The sequence below is a fragment of the Polaromonas sp. genome (genome assembly GCF_013817205.1).
In the GTDB taxonomy this organism is placed as follows: domain Bacteria; phylum Pseudomonadota; class Gammaproteobacteria; order Burkholderiales; family Burkholderiaceae_C; genus Polaromonas.
In genome coordinates, this window is the sequence record NZ_JACDDD010000007.1 from 14,979 (window position 1) to 32,046 (window position 17,068).

14 protein-coding genes and 1 pseudogene are annotated in these 17,068 nt (G+C 61.3%); 5 read left to right on the forward strand and 10 right to left on the reverse strand.

The genetic code is table 11. The annotated features are described in order from the left end of the window. Position 1 precedes the first annotated feature (1 nt). The 4 genes and pseudogenes from cqsA to H0W47_RS02890 all read right to left on the reverse strand — a co-directional run. Entirely contained in the window at positions 2-1,270 is a 1,269-nt protein-coding gene (cqsA, locus tag H0W47_RS02875) for an alpha-hydroxyketone-type quorum-sensing autoinducer synthase (protein WP_296920443.1), read from the reverse strand. Between the two features lie 154 nt (positions 1,271-1,424). Beyond that, positions 1,425-2,729: an acetylornithine deacetylase/succinyl-diaminopimelate desuccinylase family protein gene (locus tag H0W47_RS02880; protein ID WP_296920446.1), complete on the reverse strand. Its 1,305-nt coding sequence runs from the start codon at positions 2,727-2,729 to the stop codon at positions 1,425-1,427. Between the two features lie 182 nt (positions 2,730-2,911). Continuing rightward, positions 2,912-3,358: a rhodanese-like domain-containing protein gene (locus H0W47_RS02885; RefSeq protein WP_296920610.1), complete on the reverse strand. Its 447-nt coding sequence runs from the start codon at positions 3,356-3,358 to the stop codon at positions 2,912-2,914. 174 nt (positions 3,359-3,532) lie between these two features. Next, positions 3,533-4,033, reverse strand: a pseudogene (locus tag H0W47_RS02890) (MBL fold metallo-hydrolase); the annotation flags it as partial. Positions 4,034-4,419: 386 nt separating this feature from the next. Here H0W47_RS02890 and H0W47_RS02895 point away from each other — a divergent pair. Together H0W47_RS02895 and icmF are read left to right on the forward strand one after the other, a co-directional pair. After that, the gene (locus H0W47_RS02895; RefSeq protein ID WP_296920449.1) at positions 4,420-5,262 is read left to right on the forward strand and encodes a PPK2 family polyphosphate kinase; all 843 of its coding nucleotides are present in this window, start codon (positions 4,420-4,422) and stop codon (positions 5,260-5,262) included. Between the two features lie 45 nt (positions 5,263-5,307). Beyond that, entirely contained in the window at positions 5,308-8,631 is a 3,324-nt protein-coding gene (gene icmF / locus H0W47_RS02900; RefSeq protein ID WP_296920452.1) for a fused isobutyryl-CoA mutase/GTPase IcmF, read from the forward strand. A 331-nt stretch (positions 8,632-8,962) separates the two neighbouring features. On the opposite strand, the gene H0W47_RS02905 is transcribed toward icmF, so the two are convergent. After that, complete coding sequence (locus H0W47_RS02905) at positions 8,963-9,127, reverse strand: hypothetical protein (protein WP_296920454.1); 165 nt, start codon at positions 9,125-9,127, stop codon at positions 8,963-8,965. A gap of 91 nt (positions 9,128-9,218) precedes the next feature. Beyond that, complete coding sequence (locus tag H0W47_RS02910) at positions 9,219-10,280, reverse strand: DUF6352 family protein (protein ID WP_296920457.1); 1,062 nt, start codon at positions 10,278-10,280, stop codon at positions 9,219-9,221. Positions 10,281-10,488: 208 nt separating this feature from the next. On the opposite strand from H0W47_RS02910, the gene H0W47_RS02915 reads away from it, so the two are divergent. Next, positions 10,489-11,010, forward strand: a complete 522-nt coding sequence (locus H0W47_RS02915) for a hypothetical protein (protein ID WP_296920460.1) — start codon at positions 10,489-10,491, stop codon at positions 11,008-11,010. Here the strand turns inward: H0W47_RS02915 and H0W47_RS02920 are convergent. After that, on the reverse strand, positions 11,007-11,918 hold the full coding sequence (locus H0W47_RS02920; protein WP_296920463.1) for a LysR substrate-binding domain-containing protein: 912 nt from the start codon (positions 11,916-11,918) through the stop codon (positions 11,007-11,009). The two genes, H0W47_RS02915 and H0W47_RS02920, sit on opposite strands and share 4 nt — an antisense overlap. 169 nt (positions 11,919-12,087) lie before the next feature. Between H0W47_RS02920 and H0W47_RS02925 the strand changes: the two genes are divergently transcribed. Further along, entirely contained in the window at positions 12,088-13,278 is a 1,191-nt protein-coding gene (locus H0W47_RS02925; protein WP_296920465.1) for an acyl-CoA dehydrogenase, read from the forward strand. 4 nt (positions 13,279-13,282) lie between these two features. Then, the gene (locus H0W47_RS02930; RefSeq protein ID WP_296920468.1) at positions 13,283-14,497 is read left to right on the forward strand and encodes a CaiB/BaiF CoA-transferase family protein; all 1,215 of its coding nucleotides are present in this window, start codon (positions 13,283-13,285) and stop codon (positions 14,495-14,497) included. Positions 14,498-14,704: 207 nt separating this feature from the next. Here the strand turns inward: H0W47_RS02930 and H0W47_RS02935 are convergent, their stop codons facing one another. Genes H0W47_RS02935 through H0W47_RS02945 form a run of 3 tightly spaced genes read right to left on the reverse strand, consistent with a single transcriptional unit; the run spans position 14,705 to position 17,013 of the window. After that, positions 14,705-15,265 (reverse strand): PIN domain-containing protein, encoded by a 561-nt coding sequence (locus tag H0W47_RS02935; RefSeq protein WP_296920471.1) that lies wholly within the window; start codon positions 15,263-15,265, stop codon positions 14,705-14,707. Then, positions 15,252-16,067 (reverse strand): hypothetical protein, encoded by an 816-nt coding sequence (locus H0W47_RS02940; protein ID WP_296920473.1) that lies wholly within the window; start codon positions 16,065-16,067, stop codon positions 15,252-15,254. Before H0W47_RS02940 ends, H0W47_RS02935 begins: the two co-directional genes overlap by 14 nt. A gap of 1 nt (position 16,068) precedes the next feature. Beyond that, positions 16,069-17,013 (reverse strand): IS1595 family transposase, encoded by a 945-nt coding sequence (locus H0W47_RS02945; protein ID WP_296920476.1) that lies wholly within the window; start codon positions 17,011-17,013, stop codon positions 16,069-16,071. Between the last annotated feature and the right edge of the window lie 55 nt (positions 17,014-17,068).

The window sequence follows — 17,068 nt, forward strand, 5'->3', positions numbered from 1 at the left end:
CCTAATAGGCGCCCATCGCCTGGGCCGCGCGCGCACGCCGTGCAATCGGCCAGTCCCACGGTTTGACCAGCGGCGCCACCGCGCGCGCCACGCCTTCCACATGATTGAGTTCGGCCTCGGTCAGCGCGGCATGCAGGGTCAGCCGCACCATGGCACGATTGCGGCTGGTGGCCGGCGCACAAAATACCGCACCGAAAACGCCTCGTTCCTCCAGGTGGTCGCGCAGCACCATAGTGTCTGGCTCGGTCCCGGCCTCCAGAGAAATGATCTGCTCCGTCCCCTGGTGGATCGGGTAACCCATGTCAGACAGGCTGCTGCGCAGCCGCAAGGTGTGGGCCTGCAGGCGCTGGCGTTGTTCGTCGCGTTTTCGGATCACCGCGAGAGTGGCGCCGAGACCGGCGATCTCGTGAGGCAGCAGGCAGGAACTGAAGATGTTGGGAAAGCTGGAACTCAGGATGTAGTAGCGCAATTCCGCCGGCGCCGTGAAAAAGCCGCCGCGGCCGGCAAAGGCCTTGGCCAGGCTGGCTGTGATGAAGTGCACCCTGTCGGTCAGCCCGAGCTCCGCGCACAGGCCGGTCCCGCCGGGCCCGTGTGTGCCGAGCGAATGCGACTCGTCCACCAGCATCATGCAGCCGTGGCGCTCAGCTACTTCCACCATTTCGCGCAAGGGGCACAAGGCGCCGGTGGTGCTGTAAACCGAATCCACCACGACCACGCCCGGGCCGTGGCGCGACAACATCCGGTCCAGGTGGGCCGGGTCGTTGTGGCGAAACGGATGCGCCGGCGCGCGCGCCGCGTGTGCCCCTTCCCATAGCGACGTGTGCGCCAGGGTGTCGAGGTATACCGGCGTTTGGGGGTCGGCAATCGCCTGCAGCAAGCCGACGTTGGCCGCATAGCCGGACTGGCACACAAACCCGTCTTCCTTGCCTACCCACCGGGCGAGATTTTTCTCGAGAGTACGCGCAGGGTGCTCGCCGTGGACAAACACCCCTGACTGGATCACGAAGTCCCTGTCGCACTGCAAGGCCGTCACCTGCGCACGAACGATGTCCGGGTGACCGGTCAGGCTGAGGTAATCGTTGCCGTCCAGTCGGACGGCATCGGGACCGGCAGCCCGGCCGTGCAGCACGAACTTGCCGCCCCATTGCCCTTCCCAGCGCGGCTTGAAATCACGCGCGATGCGTTGCTGCAAATGCATGGACAGGACGGGGTTGGCGAGAGATTTTGTTACCGGCGGCGCCCGTGGAACCTCAAGAGGGTATGCAAGCATGGTGGTTACCTTGTGAAAAAGTACCCCCATTGAAGATGAATCCGGTTAAGTTGGAGCCGCTGCCCCTGTCAACATTGACAGGGGTAAGACTCCGAAAAAGACTCGTTGTGGTGTCGTCCACAAAAATCGAATCCTTTTGTACTAATCGGCACGCCTACCGACTCCCGCCCGTGAGACTCAGTGCGGCCAGGGCCATGATCTTGGCACTGTCCACCAATTCCTGAATGCCCACGTATTCGTCGGGCTGATGGGCTAGATCCAGAATGCCGGGGCCATAGGCAATGCAGGCATCGAGCTTTCCGGTGCGCACGATGTGTTTTTGGTCGTACGTGCCGGGGCTGGAAATGTAGCTGGCCTCACGCCCCAGCACGCGGGCGATGGCACGGGCGGTGGCCAGCACTACTGGTGCGTCCCGTGGCGTGGCCGTCGGCACAAAACTCATGATGTCACGCACGCCGTAGTCAAACCCTGGCCGGCTGCGCTTGAGCTCCTCAAGCATGGCGACGATTTCAGCCTTGACGGCCTCAAGGTTCTCCTCGGCAATGAAGCGCCGGTCCAGCACTGCGCGGCAGGAATGTGCCACCACCGGCGACGGTAGATCGCCGGTCGGCCGGTTCAGCGCGTCCATGGAGAACATCTGTTCGACCTGACCGCCGTGCAGGCTGTTGATGTTCAGCGTGCTGACCCGCGCGCCGGGCGGCTCCACCGGCTCAGCTGTGTGGCGCTGCAACAGGCGCGGCTGCAATTGGGTTTCCAGCAGGTGGATGAAGGCACTCATGTGGTTGATGGCGCTGTCCCCCAGGAAAGGCATGGAGCCATGGGCAATGCGACCCCGGGTTTCGACCTCGCCCCACCAGACGCCGCGGTGACCGAGGCAGATGCGGTCCACGCCCAGCGGCTCGGGAATGATCACGTGGTGCACGCGCGGCCGGGTGAAATAACCGCGCTCGGCCAGGTAGCCCACGCCGGCAAAACCACCCGATTCTTCATCGACAGTGCCCGAAATTTCCAGCGCGCCTGCAAACGGTACGCCTTCTTCGAGAATGGCTTCGCAGGCGATCACGCTGGAAGCCAACCCGCCCTTCATGTCGCAGGTGCCGCGGCCGTAAACCTTGCCGTCCCGGACCTCGCCGCCGAAGGGCTCGGTGGTCCAGCCGGAGCCGGCTTCGACCACGTCGATGTGGCTGTTGAAGTGCACACACTCCCCGCCGGTCTGGCCTTCGTAGCGCGCGACGACGTTGATGCGAGGGTGCGAATCGCGGTCGCCCGGCGCGCCGGTAGCGCGTATGTATTCCACCGCAAACCCGCGTTTTGCCAGCCGCTCGCCCAGCAGGCGGGCACAGGCTTCGTAAGCATCGCCGGGTGGATTGGTCGTGGGGATGCGTACCAGGGCTTGTGTCAACGCGATCACCTCGTCGCGTTTGGATTCGATGCGTTTGAGCAGGCTGTCGTGGTTCATGGGGGCAGTTTATGTGAACCGTGCCGCGCTGTCTCTTGGTCCGTTCACTGCAGCAGACGGCGGAACGAGCGCAAACTCCCAGTATTCACCAGCAGGGGCCGCGGATCTGGCTTTGCCAGTCCGCAGGCGCAGCGCCCCCTTGGGGGGCAGAGAGATACACGCAGTGAGCGAACGTGGGGGCCTTAATGCTGTCGCCACGGCAACCCGCGAAAACGCCAGCCGCCGCGCGCGCCGCGGTGCGCATCGGCATCCGGATCACCCTCAAACCCTTCGAGGATGTTGTAGGCCTCCAGGCCCAATTCTGTCGCGCGTCTGGCAGCCGTTATCGAGCGCACCCCGCTGCGGCACAACAACACCGCCCTGCCGCCGGCCGGCACTGCGGCCTTCACCGCTTCGTCAAACTGCGGATTCATTGCCATGCCCGGCCACTGCTTCCAGGCCAGCGCGACCGCACCCGGCACAAAGCCAACCCAGTCACGCTCGGCATCGGTACGCACGTCAATCAACACCGCGTGCCCGGCCTGCCACCACTGGCAGGCGAGTTCGGGCGACACATTGCCGGCATAACCGTCGGCGGTCTGGACCTCCAGCAGAGTCGCACCGTCGGCGTCCTGGCGGCCCCCACCCAAGCCCGAGTTCTGGTTCGCCGGCAGGGCCTCGTCCATGCGCGCCGGCCGCGGCAAGCCGAGCTGGTCCATGGTGGCAACAAACTCCACCAGGCTTTTCCCGGCGATGCGCGTATTGCCGGCCTTCTCGGCGCCAATAGTGGAATGGGTGCGGCCCTGGTCGTCGTGCCCGGGCCAGACCACGGTGTCGTCCGGCAAGGTGAACAGCCGCTGCGTGATGCTGTGGTACAGCGCCTCTGCGCTACCCGACTGGAAATCGGTGCGGCCGCAGCCATCGATCAGCAAGGCGTCGCCAGTAAATACATGCTTGCGCCACAGGTAGCTCACGCTGCCGGCCGTGTGACCGGGCGTGTGAATGACGCGAACCTGTTCGCCACCGAACTGCAGCACATCGCCGTCACCAAGCTGGGTGGCAGCGGTCGCGATGCCGCAGCCCTCTGGTGCCGCCGTCCGGGCGCCCGTATGTTCAACCAGCTGCCCGCCACTGGTAATGTGGTCGGCGTGCGCATGGGTTTCCACGGTCCACACCAGTTTGAGAGCGTGGTCGCGAAGCAGCGCCAGGTCACGTTCGAGCCAGCTGTCCACCGGATCGATGAAAAGCGCATCGCGCGTAGCGGGGTCAAACAACACGTAGCTGTAGGTGCTGGAAGCAGGATCAAACAGTTGTAGCGGTGTCATGGCATGTTCATGTTGGCAAGTGAGACGGACACACCCAAGTTTAGGCGGGCGGGCGCCGGCCGTGTTGCAAAAGCCCGCACGGCGTCTGGCCCATACGCATCACGTGCTATCACTTTTATAGCTGTTTGTGCTTGTCCCGCAAGGGCTGGAGGCCAAAAACACCGTCAACGCGCTTGGTCGCGCTGAACCTTCAGACGGACTTCCTGAGCCGGCCCGTGGTTCCCGGCCTTTCGGCCTGGGGCTGCCGCAGCTGCTGTACAAATAAGCAGCCGGACCGGCGGATTTTCACCCCGGGGCGCGCAAGCGCTCCATTTTTGTTGGCAAAGGCGCTAAGATTGACGTTTACGTAAACGTCAACAACCGCAGCGCCGACCTGGAGACAACACATGGCGAAGAAGAGTCCCACCGTTCCGCTCCTTGCCGGCTGGCAAGTGCCTGCGGTAAAACCTGCGGAGGCCTTTTCACTGGCCACCCTGGACCCCGGTGCCAAACCCTGCTCCAGCGGTGACAAGGAAACAGACAAGGCCGAGGTGGACGCACTCGCGAGCGAACTGGACGGCCTGCAGAACCTGTTTTACGCCGACAAGCGCTACAAGCTGCTGGTCCTGCTGCAGGGCACCGACACCTCCGGCAAGGACGGCACGATTCGGGCCGTGTTCGGCCGCACCAGCCCGCTGGGCGTGCACACGGTGGGCTGGAAGGCGCCGAGCGAGGAAGAGCGCGCTCACGACTACCTGTGGCGCATCCACCGCCAGGTGCCCGGGGCGGGCGAAACCATGATTTTCAACCGCAGCCACTATGAAGACGTGCTGGTCCCGGTGGTCAAAGGCTGGATCACGGCCGAGCAGACCGCACAGCGTTTCGCCCACATCAATGACTTCGAGCGCATGCTGGCCGAAACCGGCACGGTGATCCTCAAATTCATGCTGCACATCAGCTTCAAGGAACAGGGTCAGCGCCTGCAGGAACGGATCGACGACCCGGCCAAGCGATGGAAATTCAGCATGGGCGACCTGGAGGTGCGCAAGCAGTGGGCCGACTACCAGAAGGCCTACGAAGCGCTGCTGCAGGCGACCAGCACACCCTGGGCCCCCTGGACGGTGGTGCCCGCCGACTCCAAGACCCACCGCAACCTGATGGTGGCCACGCTGGTACGCGACAAGCTGAAGTCGCTGGACCTGTGTTACCCGCCCGACGATCCGGCGCTGACCGGATTGAAGATCGAATAATCTCCCCGCATCGCAGCCACAAGACAACCTCCAGAGAGCGCCGCCATGACCGACCTGTCCGCTGAATACAAGGCCCTTGCCAGCTACCGCCCCACCCACAAGGTGCGTTTTGTCACCGCCGCCTCGCTGTTTGACGGGCACGACGCCGCCATCAACATCATGCGGCGCATCCTGCAGGGCATGGGCGCCGAGGTCATTCACCTGGGCCACAACCGCAGCGTTGACGAGGTCGTGACCGCAGCGCTGCAGGAAGACGCGCAGGGCATTGCCATCAGTTCTTACCAGGGCGGCCATGTCGAGTACTTCAAGTACATGGTGGATCTGCTCAAAAGCCGCGGCGGCGAGCATATCCAAGTGTTTGGTGGCGGCGGCGGCGTGATTGTGCCGCCGGAAATCCGCGAGCTGCAGGCCTACGGCGTGACGCGTATCTACAGCCCCGAGGACGGTCAGAAAATGGGCCTGGCCGGCATGATCGGCGAGATGGTCATGCGCTGCGACAAGGACCTGACCGGCTTCTCCCCTGCGGACTCCCAGGCCATCGAAGGTCACGGCGAAATGGCCTGGCGGGCGCTGGCCCAGTTGATCACGGCGCTTGAAAACGAAAAGGCGGATGCCGCTCTGGTGCAAACTTTGCGAACGCAGGCAGAAGGCAAAAAGATACCTGTACTGGGCATCACCGGCACAGGCGGCGCCGGCAAGTCCTCGCTGACCGACGAGCTGATACGCCGTCTGCGCCTGGACCAGAATGACCAGCTGCGTGTGGCCATCATCAGCATTGACCCATCGCGGCGCAAGAGCGGCGGCGCCCTGCTCGGCGACCGCATCCGTATGAACGCGATCAACCCCTGGACCGTTCCCCAGGTCGGTCAGATGACCAGCGACAGCGGCCAGCGTGTGTTCATGCGCAGCCTGGCCACGCGTGACTTCGGCTCCGAAATCAGCAAGGCCCTGCCCGACGTGATTGCCGCATGCAAGGTCGCGGACTTCGACCTGATCGTGGTCGAGACCTCGGGTATCGGCCAGGGCGACGCGGCCATCGTGCCGCATGTGGATGTGCCCCTGTATGTGATGACACCGGAGTTTGGCGCGGCCAGCCAGCTCGAAAAAATCGACATGCTGGACTTTGCCGAGTTCATCGCTATCAACAAGTTTGACCGCAAGGGATCGCTCGACGCGTTGCGCGACGTTGCCAAGCAGGTGCAGCGCAACAAGGAAGCCTGGACCACGCCGGCCGATCAGATGCCGGTGTTCGGCACCATGGCCGCTCGCTTTAACGACGACGGCGTCACCGCGCTGTACCAGGCGCTCAAGCCGCGCCTGGCCGGGCTGGGGCTGACCCTGTCCGAAGGCACACTGCCGAAGACCGGGGTACGCCACAGCACCAACCAGACCCCGGTGGTCCCGGCAGCCCGCACACGTTACCTGGCCGAGATCAGCGACACGGTGCGTGGCTACAAGAAGCGCGCCCGCGCCCAGGCCCAGCTCGCACGCGAAGTGCAGCAGCTCAAGGCCGCCGCCGCGATGCTCAAGATCGACAAGCCGGACCGTGCCCCGGCCGCCGAAGCCGCGCTGGATCTGGCGGCTCACCGCAAGGCACGCATCGATGCCGACGCCCGCGCCCTGCTGGCGCAGTGGCCCGACATGCAGCAGGCTTACGCCGGCGACGAGTACGTGGTGAAGATTCGCGACAAGGAGATCCGCACCGCCCTGACAAGCAAGTCGCTGTCGGGCACGACCATCCGCAAGGTCGCGCTGCCGCAGTACGAAGACCACGGCGAAATCCTCAAGTGGCTGATGCTGGACAACGTGCCCGGCAGCTACCCCTACACCGCCGGCACCTTCGCCTTCAAGCGCGAGGGCGAGGATCCGACGCGCATGTTCGCCGGTGAAGGCGACGCCTTCCGTACCAACACGCGGTTCAAGCTGCTGTCCGAAGGCATGGCCGCCAAACGCCTGTCCACCGCGTTTGACTCGGTCACGCTTTACGGCAACGACCCGGCGCTGCGCCCTGACATCTACGGCAAGGTCGGCAACAGCGGCGTCAGCATTGCCACCCTGGACGACATGAAGGTGCTCTATGACGGCTTCGACCTGTGCAGCCCGAGCACATCAGTCAGCATGACCATCAACGGTCCGGCGCCAACGATTCTCGCGATGTTCATGAACACCGCCATCGACCAGAACATAGCCAAGTTCAACAAGGACAACGGCCGCGATCCGACCCCGACCGAGACCGAAAAAATCCGCGAGTGGGTGCAGGAAAACGTACGCGGCACGGTACAGGCCGATATCCTCAAGGAAGACCAGGGCCAGAACACCTGCATCTTCTCGACCGAGTTCAGCCTCAAGGTCATGGGCGACATCGCCCAGTATTTTGTGCACCACAAAGTGCGCAACTTCTACAGCGTGTCGATCAGCGGCTACCACATCGCCGAAGCCGGCGCCAACCCGATCAGCCAGCTGGCCTTCACGCTGTCAAACGGCTTTACCTTTGTCGAAGCCTACCTGGCACGCGGCATGCACATCGACGACTTTGCGCCCAACCTGAGCTTTTTCTTCAGCAACGGCATGGACCCCGAATACACCGTGATGGGCCGCGTTGCGCGCCGCATCTGGGCCGTGGCCATGAAGGAGAAATACGGCGCCAACGAACGTAGCCAGAAACTGAAGTACCACATCCAGACCAGCGGCCGCAGCCTGCACGCGCAGGAGATCCAGTTCAATGACATCCGCACGACACTGCAGGCGCTGATTGCGATTTATGACAACTGCAACTCGCTGCATACCAACGCCTTCGACGAGGCCATCACCACGCCGACCGAAGAGTCCGTACGCCGCGCGATGGCCATCCAGCTCATCATCAACCGCGAGTGGGGGCTGGCGAAAAACGAGAACCCGTCACAGGGCGCCTTCATCATCGAGGAGCTGACCGAGCTGCTGGAAGAAGCCGTGCTGCTGGAGTTCGAGCGCATCGCCGAGCGCGGCGGCGTGCTGGGTGCGATGGAAACCGGCTACCAGCGCGGCCGCATCCAGGACGAGTCTATGCATTACGAAATGCTCAAACACACCGGAGAGCTGCCCATCATCGGCGTCAACACCTTCCGCAATCCCCATGGTGATGCGGTGCAGGACAAGCTGGAACTGGCGCGCTCCACCGATGAGGAAAAGCAGAACCAGCTCAGGCGCCTGAACGACTTCCACGCCTGCCACGCCGCAGAATCCCCCGCCATGCTCCAACGCCTGCAGCAGGCGGTGATCAACAACGCCAACGTGTTTGAAGTGCTCATGGACGCGGTGCGCGTCTGCTCGCTGGGGCAGATCACGAATGCCCTGTTTGAAGTGGGTGGGCAGTACCGCCGGAATATGTAGCTGCTATTTATTTGATAGCTGCTTACGTCCGCTGTACATGGGCTGATGGCACTTTTTACTGTGAACTCAGCATCGCGCTGCGTCCCCGGTCCGCCTGGCGAGCCAAGCCATACGCGTTATCCAACATGGATCATGGATCCCAAACCAAGTCGGGGATGACACAGTCAGTTTGATAAGCATTACAACGCGGTCTACAACAACAAACCATTCGGCACCCGGCCACGCCACAGGCGCGGGCCGCCAGCGCGCAGCAAAAAGCCCCGAAGGACGGGGCTTGCTGCAAAAACACTCCCATCCGTGAATCACGATGGCAGCGGGTGCACCTGAGGGCTTAACCGCCTTTGTGCGGGCGCTTGCCGGGGTTCTTCTTGCTGCGGGTCCAGGTTCCACGCTCCAGGCTGACCTTCTGGCCACGGCCGGCGGTGCGGGTCATGCCGGGTGCAGGAACGGGTTTGGGGGCGCAGATGTCGGCTTCGACGCGGATTTTTTTGGGCATGGAGGGCTCCGGGTTGGAAAAATGGCAGAACCCGATATTTTAAGCTACTGGATGGCCGGCCCGCCGAGAGGCTGGAAACAGGCCATGGACGTCACACCGACGCGCGCAACGGCAGGTTGACCAGCAGGTTCTGCGGCTTGAGCCGGAGCACGCGTTCGGCATTCATCATCAGGCCCAGGTACACCGGCTTGCCGGCCACGTCGGCGCGCATTTCCTGCGGATCGGCAAAGTCCAGCCGGAACAGACTGACCAGGCGCTGCATGCGCTCGGGTTCGACCTCGCGGCCTTCGTACAGGTCGTTGAGCAGCGCTGTCGAATCAAGGTCCAGCCCCACATGCCAGCGCCAGGCTTCGTCGTCGACCTTCTGCAGCGGCCGGATCGTGACGGCCACGCCAAGGAAGTGCTGCACCCACTTTTCAAGCACACGCGCCAGCGCCTTCAAGCCCGAGCGCGCGCGGGTCATGGTGAACACCAGGCCATGACTCAGGTCGTTGCTGACCTCATGCCTGAGGTCGAGCAGGAAGTTGTGGCGCTCGCTGTCCTGCCAGTAGTCGGGGGCATTGCTGTCTGACAGCACCTGCATCTCGATACTGCGCAGCGGGGCCTTGGCCTCTGCCAGAAAACGCCCGAAGTCACCGAGTCCGCCGTGGTCATTGAGCATGTCGAGCCGCTCGTGGTCGCCGGCCAGCACCTGGCCAACTTCGGTGGAGATGCGCTGCGGGCGAAACAGCATCTCGGCCGCACGCACTTCGTAGGCATCTGTCGCGTCGTCGAGCAGGTTGCGAACGACCGCCTGGGCCAGCAGGTCAATGAACAGCGGCGGGATGCTGATGCTGCCGGCGCGGAACAGGCCCAGGTAATACGCCTCCAGCGTGCCGGCGTCGAGCAAGCCGTCGCGAAAGCGCAGGAACAGGCCATAACTCTCGCGTGCGTCGGGGTCGTTCAGAGCCTGCAGTTCAGCCTCACTCACCGGCCTGGAGGGCGCGGCCTGCAAGGCGGCATGCAGGGCTTGTTCGGCCGCACACGACTCCGGCAGCAGCGCCAGCTCGGGCCGGTCGAGGAACAGGCGCAGGTAGTCGTCGGTGGGCAGCAGCCAGCCGCGCGGATTGCGCTGGAGCCGGCTGAAACCGCTGGAAGGCCAGAAATCTTGCATGGGGACCATCCTCTCACATCGCCGGCAGTACCTGTTTGCTCTGTTTTTGATAGCTGACTGCGCATATCCGATAAGGGCTAGAAGCCAATTTGATGCATTAACTTCTGGCGCAAGCGGCAAGCCCGGAAACTCGCCCCACAACCAGTGTTTTCTCGTTTTGCGTACAGTGGAGCAACATGCGCTTCGCTGCGCGAGATGGAGACAAGCCATGCACCCTGCCCCGAACATCAATCGCCAGACCTTTGCCGCCCTGCTGCTCGCCTGCCTGTGCGCAGGCGTGCTGCCGCCGGCCTATGCGCAGTTGCCGACTGTCACCACCCGCACCGAAATCTGGATCGGCAACGGCCAGCCCATCGATCTCGACGCGCATGACCGCGCGCAGTGGGAATACTGGCAGATGCAGCGCGAACAACAACGCCGCCAGCTGGAGTTGACGCGCCAGCAGGACGCGCAATTGCGGCAGAGCCAGGAATCGATAGGCGAGCGAGCGCTGCGCGAGCAGGCGCAGCGCAACGGAACCTGGGTGCCCGCACCCCCTGGCCTCAGCGACCAGGAGCGTATCTGGCGCGACCAGCAGCAGATGCAACGCGAGGCATGGCGCCAGCAGCGCGCGCAGACGCGCCACGACAATCAGCGCATCCGCCAGGAGAGCGAGACCTTTGGCCAGCGCGCGCTGCGCGAGCAGGCGCAGAACCGGCGCGAGCAGGGCCGCATGACAACGTCCCCCTAAGCAACGGGCGCAGCGCTCCGGTACAGCAGCGCCTCTTGCTCCAGCCAAGTGCGAAACAGCGCCAGCGCCGTGTTGTCCGACTTCTGCTCCGGGTAGATCAGGTAATAACGTCGGTCGCTGACAAATTCATGTTTGACCAGTTCAACCAGCCGGCCCTGCTTCAAATCGTCCTCAATCAGAAAACGCGGGATCAGCGCCAGCCCCTGCCCGTGGATGGCCGCCTCGGTGGTGATGGAAAACAACTCCATGCGCGCGCCGGCCAGGTCGCCCTCGACCACCAGCCCTAGCGAGGCGAACCAATGCCGCCAGGCATAAGGCCGGGTGCTCATCTGCAGCAGTGGCATGCCGTCCAGGTCGGCGGCTTTCAGGGTGCGCTTTGGTCTAACCAGCGCCGGGCTGCCAACGGCGACGATGCTTTCGTCCATCAGGAAGCAGGACTCGGTGCCGGGCCAGCCGGCCTCCACCGCGCAAATCGCCGCGTCCAGCGCGGTATCGGCAAACAGAAAAGGGCGGGTGCGCGAGGACAGGTGCACGGTGATATCAGAATGCAGCTTGTGAAAACCCGCCAGCCGCGGCACCAGCCAGCGGGCTGCAAAGGTCGGCACCACGCCGAGCTCGAGCGCGCCGCCGGCGCCGCCGCGCGCCATCATGTCCAGCGTGTCGCGCTCCACATCGTCGAGCCGGGAGCGCACGCTGCGGGCATAACTGGCACCAGCTTCGGTCAGCAACACGCCACGTTTGGTGCGCCGGAACAGCTTGACGCTGAGGAAGTCTTCCAGCCCGGCGATCTGGCGGCACACCGCGCTTTGCGTCACCGAATGCTCCTCGGCGGCCTGGGTGAAACTCTGGTGGCGCGCGGCGGACTCAAACAGTGCCAGCGCCGTGGTAGAAGGAATGTTGCGTCGCATGTCGGCACCTGACAGATTTCGGAGTTCCTTTTTAGCACAGATGTGTGACAAAACATGGTTTGCGCGGGTGGCTGACACCGCGTATGCTCACGGATACCGCCGAAATTTCACCCGCCTGGATTGCGATTTTCGCACACAGAGCCTCTTCCCCCTTTTCCTGGAGACCTTCATGAGCACTTCCACCAAAAAAGCCAGCTTCCACTGGGCCGACCCGCTGTTGCTGGACCAGCAGCTGAGCGACGACGAACGCATGGTGCGTGACTCGGCGGCCGCCTATTGCCAGGACAAACTTGCGCCGCGTGTGCTGGAAGCCTTCCGCCACGAAAAAACCGACACCGCGATTTTTCGCGAGATGGGCGCACTCGGCCTGCTGGGCGCGACGATTCCGGAAGAATACGGCGGCGCCGGCCTGAACTACGTCTGTTACGGCCTGGTGGCGCGCGAGGTGGAACGCGTGGACTCCGGCTACCGCTCGATGATGAGCGTGCAGTCCTCGCTGGTCATGGTGCCGATCAACGAATTCGGCAATGAAGCCACCAAGCAAAAATACCTGCCCAAGTTGGCCAGCGGCGAATGGATAGGCTGCTTCGGCCTGACAGAGCCGAATCACGGATCCGATCCCGGCAGCATGATCACACGCGCCAAAAAAGTGGCGGGCGGTTACGCGCTGACCGGCAGCAAGATGTGGATCACCAACAGCCCGATCGCCGACGTGTTTGTGGTCTGGGCCAAGGACGACGAGGGCTCTATCCGCGGTTTTGTGCTCGACAAGGGTAGCAAGGGCCTGAGCACGCCGGCCATCCACAGCAAGGTCGGCCTGCGCGCTTCCATCACCGGCGAAATCGTCATGGACGAGGTGTTTTGCCCGGAGGAAAACGCATTTCCAGAAGTGCGCGGCCTCAAGGGCCCGTTCACCTGTCTGAACTCTGCCCGCTACGGCATTGCCTGGGGCGCGCTGGGTGCGGCCGAAGACTGCTTCGACAAGGCGCGCCAGTACACGCTGGACCGCAAGCAGTTCGGCCGCCCACTGGCGGCGAACCAGCTGATCCAGAAAAAACTCGCCGACATGCAGACCGAAATCGCACTCGGCCTGCAGGGCTGCTTGCGCCTGGGACGCATGAAGGACGAAGGCACGGCAGCGGTCGAGATTACTTCGATCATGAAACGCAACTCCTGCGGCAAGGCGCTGGACATCGCGCGCATGGCGCGTGACATGCTGGGCGGCAACGGCATCAGCGACGAGTTCGGCGTGGCGCGACACCTGGTCAACCTGGAAGTCGTCAACACCTACGAAGGCACGCACGATGTGCACGCGCTGATCCTCGGCCGGGCCATCACCGGCATTGCCGCCTTCTCCTGAAGTCATGAACAGTGCTGCTGAGATGCGCCCGCCGCCGCTGACCGGTGTGCGGGTGTTGGACCTGTCGCGCGTGCTCGCCGGTCCCTGGGCCGGCCAGTTGCTGGCCGACCTGGGCGCCGACGTGGTCAAGGTCGAAAAGCCGGGCAGCGGTGACGACACCCGCGCCTGGGGGCCGCCTTATTTGAAAGATGCTTCCGGGCGCGACACCACAGCGGCCACTTACTTTCTCTGCGCCAACCGCAACAAACGTTCCGTCGCCATCGACATCGCCACACCGCAAGGCCAGGCGCAGGTGCACGCGCTGGCGCAGCAGGCCGACGTACTGCTGGAAAACTTCAAGGTCGGCGGGCTTAAACGTTACGGGCTGGATTACGCCAGCCTGAAGGAAGGCAACCCGCGGCTGGTCTATTGCTCCATCACCGGTTTCGGCCAGACCGGGCCCTATGCCGCGCGCGCCGGTTATGACTTTTTGATCCAGGGCATGGGCGGGCTGATGAGTGTGACCGGCCAGCCCGATGGTGAGCCCGGTGCCGGGCCGCAAAAAGTCGGCGTGGCGCTGACCGACATCATGACCGGCCTGTACGCCACGATCGCGGTGCAGGCAGCGCTGGCCGAGCGAGAGAAGTCCGACCTCGGACAACACATCGACCTGGCCCTGCTGGACGTGCAGATCGCCTGCCTGGCCAACCAGGCTTCCAACTACCTGGCGGGTGGCATGGTGCCGCGCCGCATGGGCAATGCGCACCCCAACATCGTTCCCTACCAGGCTTTTCCGACAGCCGACGGCGACATCATCCTGGCGGTCGGCAACGACGGCCAGTTTGCGAAATTCTGCACCGTGGCTGGCCACCCGGAATGGTCTGGCGACGAGCGCTTCTCAAGCAACGCCCAGCGCGTGGCGAACCGCGCCGTGCTGGTGCCGCTGCTGCGTCAGGCGACGGTGATGCGCACCTCCGCCGACTGGATCGCAGCGCTGGAGGCCGCAGGTGTACCCTGCGGCCCGATCAACCGCATCGACGAGGTGTTTGCGGATCCGCAGGTGATCGCGCGCGGCCTGCAGATTCACCTGCCGCATCCGCTGGCCGGCAGCGTGCCGCTGGTGGCAAACCCCATACGCCTCTCGGGATCACCGGTGGCTTACCAGCGCCCGCCGCCGCTGCTCGGGGAACACACCGAGGAAGTGTTGGCGCAGTGGCTGGGGTCCGCCGCTGCTGCCTGACGTCTGGCATCAGGGTCTGGCGCCTCTTTGCAAGTAAAAACTGGGGAAATATGTACGTAACACACCCAAGACAAATGGGTGATGACAAAGACAAAAAGCCAGCGTTAATTGCTGGCTTTTTTCTTGGCTGGTTGCGGCGCCTTCTTGGGCTGCGGTGGCGTGGACAACATGCGACGAAGCACGTCATCAAAGCCCGGTGCAGGCTGTTCAGGGCTTGGTGTTTTCGACATCATCAATATTGATTTGCTGATTTTTGACGGGCGGCCTGCAAATTATCAGTGGGTACTTATTGGCGATATTGCCGGACAAATTGGTGAGGGCCAGATCATTGCCCTTCGCTTTATTTTCTGAATCGAATGTAATTAAGCTTATAGGGGTCTTGAGCTGCTTTTGGGCTGTGATGGCGGAAGCAACGTGAATAGCATCAGGAGCCGAAGGATAAAGCCCAACCCCGTTCACGTTTACTTTGTTGATCTTGTAATAACTTCTTATCTCGCTTGCCAAATGACATATCGGTGTACTGGCATCAACAAAATGAAAGTTGGTCCGCGAATACATGTCACGGAAAAAATCAACTTGGTCATTGTTCAATCTAGCCTCGAAAACCTCTGTTAAGGCTATCGATGAAGTTGTGATTCCGACAAGGCCCATCCCGAATTTGCGAACTTGATCATTGACGTATTGCACTTCGCCAGGACGGTGCGTTTCTTTTTGCAAGAAAGCAAGGAATATGCAGCTATCCCAGTATTCGAATTCAATGCCATCCATTGCGCAAATTCTTTATAAATTCGACCGAACTTTTCCCATCCGTGGCATCTTCAGAGCTTTGGAAGCTCGAAAGGTCGCCCAAGGGTTTATTTGGGGGTAGTACTTCAATCGAATCTACAAATACTTCATAAGGAGAGAAGTCTCCTTCTTGGTATTTCAGAATCCCGTGAACGATGACGTTCTGCTCCACTGCCCCCGACGCTTTTTCTAAGAGCGAGTCTTCAAAAATACATTTCACACGCGCGCCAATGGCTGGATAAATGTGAAAAGACTTTTGTTCAGACTGCCCGTTATATTTTTTTATCGCGCCCTTTATAGAGCCTATCGACGTATAGTTTTTTGCAAGCAACTTTTCTAGATTTACTACGGTCTCAGAAGTCACATTGGCAACTACTTCGCCTCGAAAACTGAGCCACATATTGGAATAGTTTTTCCCCATGCCGCCAATTAATTCTTTCAGGCATTCGAGCAAGTAATGATTTGCTGTAGCTCGATAAACGCCTTGAGTGATCGATGCGACCACTTGGGAAAAGTGCAGAAAAATTTCTTGCTGATGCTCTTCGAAATTCTTTATGGGTTGCGTTCTTAACGATATGGCCGTGGGGCTGCTATGCGTCAAGTTCGAGACCAAAAAATCAACGGTATTCTTGTCCAGCCCGTACAAATATTTATCAGTCGCTTGGAGCGATCTGCGCAAAGAATCCATCTTGTCCGACAAAACGCCCAAGCGCACGTCTCCAGCATCGGATGGAAGTCCATCCATATGCAGGGTTAGCGTTTCTTGAGTCTGCTTTTCGTCCATTTCAGTTTTGCATTAGGGTCCGTGGTGAATCCCGGTATGTCAGGCGCTTACCGCCAATACCCTTAAGCGCCAGCATCGCACGCTCAGTATCGTTGAATCCTAGAGATTGACGGGTGTTGTACCTAAAGTCAAATTCATTAACGTAGCGCTGCAAATGTTGTGCGCCGACATGGTGAAACGTACCAATCAAACCACGTTTCAGGATAGAGAAGTAACCCTCAACCGTATTGGTAGTTACGTGACCACGGGCATACTCCTGACGGCTGTGATTCACCGTCTCATGCGTTGCATATTCTTTGCCGGGCTTCTTGTAAATCACCGATTGGTCGGTCATCAGGTTGGCATCTTTGGATATGTTTTTGTCCATAACGGACTTGAGCGATTTAGAGGTCACTTCGGTCACATGGAAAGAGCGAACACCGCCGCCACGCTGGACCAAAGAAACGATTTTCTCTTTATGGGAACCGCCACGGATACCCGCATAAGCTTTGCCCACTTTGCTTTGATGGCTGTTACCCCAATAGGTTTCATCCACTTCGACAGTGCCACCGCCAGAACCCATCAAGCCGCCTTGATTGTTGGTCATTGCCTCACGAATGCGGTGAGACATAAACCATGCGGTTTTGTAGGTAACACCAAGCATGCGTTCCAACTGTTTCGAGGAAATGCCCTTCTTGCTTGCGCAAATGAGATGCACCGCTTGCAACCAAATGTGAAGCTTGATCTTGCTGCGCTCAAAGACCGTACCCACAGTCACCGTGAACTGATCACGGCAGCTAGAGCATTTGTACAGACCGGGGCGGTGCGATTTTCCCTCAAGGGCGTAGTGGTTGCCAATGGTGCCGCAGTGTGGGCAGATCACCCCGTTAGCCCAGCGAACGGACTCAAGGTATTCACGCGCCTTGTCAGCGTCTTGGAATTGGGGGAGATTTAGTACGGCGGCCATTTGATTTCTTTCGGTGTGGCTCAATTATGCGTACTTTAGTCGGGTGTGTCAAGTA